Origin of the sequence: Sphingobium sp. D43FB (genome assembly GCF_002312805.1) — a bacterium.
Classification (GTDB): domain Bacteria; phylum Pseudomonadota; class Alphaproteobacteria; order Sphingomonadales; family Sphingomonadaceae; genus Sphingobium.
On record NZ_NMUA01000089.1, the window covers coordinates 1 to 3,250 of the forward strand.

Below are 3,250 nucleotides of genomic sequence, written 5' to 3' on the forward strand. Positions count from 1 at the left end.
CGGGCCAGTCGGTGGACTAACGAGATGTGCCTCGCCGATGGGATCGGGCCGCAGGTAGCTTGTCGCGTCAATGATCAGCCGGTGGCCCTTGCCAGGCACGACCGCAGACGGGTCGATCGGCACGGCAGGCATGTTGGGAAGCACGATTATATCGTCGGCGCGGGTACGCGTCGACAGCGCCCACATGACTTGGTTAAGGTCGAAAGGATCAACATCGGCATCAACCATGATCAGGTTCTTGAGATACATAACGCCGTGCGGCGTGCTCAGCGCACGCAGAGCAACGGTCTTGGCGAAGCCCGCCATCCGGTTTTTGACCGAGATGATCCCGGTCAAACCGTGTTGGTAGAGCGCGTTGACGGCAGTGACTTCGGGAAAGTCCTTGCGCAACTGGGCATATATAGGCGCGGAGGTGTGCAACCCGATCAGCGTGTCGTGCTCGGTCCAGCCACGGCCGATGTAGATATTCTCGAAGATCGGGTCTCGACGATGTGAGACAGCCGTGACTTTGAAGATTGGCACCTTCCGGACGCCGCTATAGGAGCCAGGGAATTCGCCGAATGGTCCTTCCAAGACTCGTTCGCCCAATTGCATTTCAGCTTCTATAACGATTTCGCTGTCCGCGAGAATATCGACACCGTTTCCCGACTTGGTCAGTCTGATCGGCGCACCCATCATCGCGGATGCGTAGGAGTATTCGGATTCATCATAACCTATGGGAGTGGCTGCGAAGACGGCAAGCCCAGGATGATTACCGAGCATTACCGCAATTTTGAGCGGCAGACCGGTACGTTCAGCGGCCATGATCTGCCGACCCATGTCGTGCGAGGGAATGGTCATTAGGCTGAAGCAATCCGGGCCTTGCAGCTGCAGCCGGTAGATTCCGACATTCTGCTTGCCGAAATTATCGGGATCTTCCGGATCGCGCGATGCGATCGAAGCCTTGCCCATGAAGAAGCCGCCGTCATATTCGTTGATGCGATAAACCGGGAGGATATCGTAGAGATTGATTCCGCTTTCGACCCGGCACTCGTGGACCGGAGCCTGCCCTTCGGGAACGTAACTGATCTGAGCATCGGCATCGCCCCAACGACCGGCGATCTCGAAGAACAGCTCGCGGATTGTCGTGCCCTTGGGTCGCCCCAGCAGCAACGCGATATTGTCCCACGAACCGTGGACGCCCACCACTGTCCGCTTGCCGGGATAGCCGGCGATGTTGTCGAACAAGATTGCGGGTGCACCATTGGCATCGCGCGAGGCCGCGACCGCGATATTGCGCAGGTCGGGTTCCGGAAGCACCCGTTCGCTCCAGGTGATCGCCTGGCCTTCGCCTTCAAGGAGTTCAAGAAAGTCCCGCAACGAGGAAATGCCGCGCGCTTTATTGGCCAAGTCGTTCATATTCGGTTCCTTACGCGGGCGGCATTAGTGACCACTGGGATTGGCCGTGGCGGACTGGATCGTAACCCATTTCCACTCCGTCATGATCTCGAGGTCGGCCTCGGTGCCCTCGCGTCCGAAGCCGGAAGACTTGGTCCCCCCGAACGGTACGTGCGGCTCGTCATAGAGGGTCGGAGCGTTGATGTGGACCATGCCGCTTTCGGCCTCGTGAGCAAAGCGCAAGGCCTTGTCGAGATCACGGGTGAAGATCGAGGCGGATAGGCCGTATTCGGTATCGTTCGCCAGTTCGATCGCCTCGTCGAGCGTGTCGAATGGATAGAGCGAGGTGACCGGCCCGAAGGTTTCTTCGTAGCAGACGGTCATGTCGGCAGTAACGCCGCGCAGCACCGTGGCGGAGCAGCAGTTGCCAGTCCACTCCGCACCGGCCAGCACTTCGGCCCCTTTTGCGCGGGCATCATCGACGTGGCTGCGCACCCGATCGCGTTGGCGTTCGGAGATGATTGGGCCAAGCATGGTGGTGGGTTCGCGCAGGTCGCCCATCTTGGCTTTGGAAGCTGCGGCGGCGAAGGCCTTCGCAAAATCATCAAACATGGAGCGTTCGACATAGATGCGCGACGCGCCCATGCAGACTTGGCCCTGGAACATGAAAATGCTGAACAGTGCCGCTCCAACCGCTTTTTCCAGGTCGGCATCGGCGCAGACGATCAGCGGGCTCTTGCCGCCGAGCTCAAGCGTATATTTCTTGAGGTTCCTCGCTGCGATCCCGGCAATGTGCTTGCCGACGCGCGAGGAGCCGGTGAAAGTGATCGCAGCGATATTGGCATGCCCGGTTAGTGCATCGCCGATTTCGGCACCATTGCCGTAGACGATGTTGAACAGGCCATCAGGAACGCCGGCCTCACGCCACAGATCTGCGAGCAGGTCAGCCAGGCGCGGCGCGGCTTCCGATGGGAGCAGAACGAAGCCGTTGCCGGTCGCAAGCGCCATGGCGGACTGCTTGATACCCTTGATCAGCGGAACATTGAACGGCGTTATGCCGGCAACGACACCCACCGGCTGACGCAGGCTCATGCTGAAGCGGCCCGGTGTGTCCGAAGGAATGGTTTCGCCGCGGACCCGGCGCGGAACCCCGGCGGCAGCACGAAGGAAACCGATGGCAAAGCGGGTCTCAAAGCCTGCTTTGGCAACCGGCGAGCCGACCTCATCGATCAGCACTTCCTGGAACTTGGCGACGTCTCGTTCCATGATTTCCGCCGCCTTGAACATCCAGCCCTCACGGACTGCGGCAGGGAGGTCGCGGTGCATGCGGAAGGCTGCCACGCCGGCCTCGACCGCGCGGTTGACGTCGTCGGCAGTGCCTGCGGCGGCCCTTGCGTAGACACTGTCATCGATCGGATTTAGATCGTCGAAATAGACGCCACTGCCTGGCGCTACCCGGGCTCCGCCTATCCAGTGGTCGAGATTCTTCATCGTACTACGATCCTTGATTCAGGTGGACATGCCGCCGTTTCGATCACGATGTCGTGCGCATCGACTTGGGCCAGATGCCCTGCTTGCCGGGTGAGAGAATGCCGTTGGGGTCCATCACGTCCTTGATGCGTTGGTGAAGGTCCCACAGTGCGCCATCGTTGTGCTTATAGGTCTTGGCGATCTGGTCCATGAAGGCGAGGTGGGTGCGGTACTCGCCAAAACCACTCTCTGCCGCTTCGGCGACCAGCACGCCAAAAAGGTCGTAGGCGCTTTTGCGCATAGCCTCGTCGGCCCGGTCGTACATGATCATCAGAATGTGATGCATGTCGCGCCAGCCGACCAGGAATTCACCGATATAGTCGAAGCCATGGTCGTGGCAGCG

At 60.0% G+C, this 3,250-nt stretch carries 3 protein-coding genes; all 3 read right to left on the reverse strand.

All coding sequences use genetic code 11. The features are described 5' to 3' along the window. On the reverse strand, positions 1-1,398 hold a 1,398-nt coding region (locus SxD43FB_RS23120; RefSeq protein WP_096064120.1), incomplete at its 3' end, for a non-oxidative hydroxyarylic acid decarboxylases subunit C. A gap of 24 nt (positions 1,399-1,422) precedes the next feature. Further along, positions 1,423-2,868: an aldehyde dehydrogenase family protein gene (locus tag SxD43FB_RS23125; RefSeq protein WP_043154269.1), complete on the reverse strand. Its 1,446-nt coding sequence runs from the start codon at positions 2,866-2,868 to the stop codon at positions 1,423-1,425. Positions 2,869-2,911: 43 nt separating this feature from the next. Next, on the reverse strand, positions 2,912-3,250 hold a 339-nt coding region (locus SxD43FB_RS23130; RefSeq protein ID WP_275542514.1), incomplete at its 5' end, for an FAD-linked oxidase C-terminal domain-containing protein.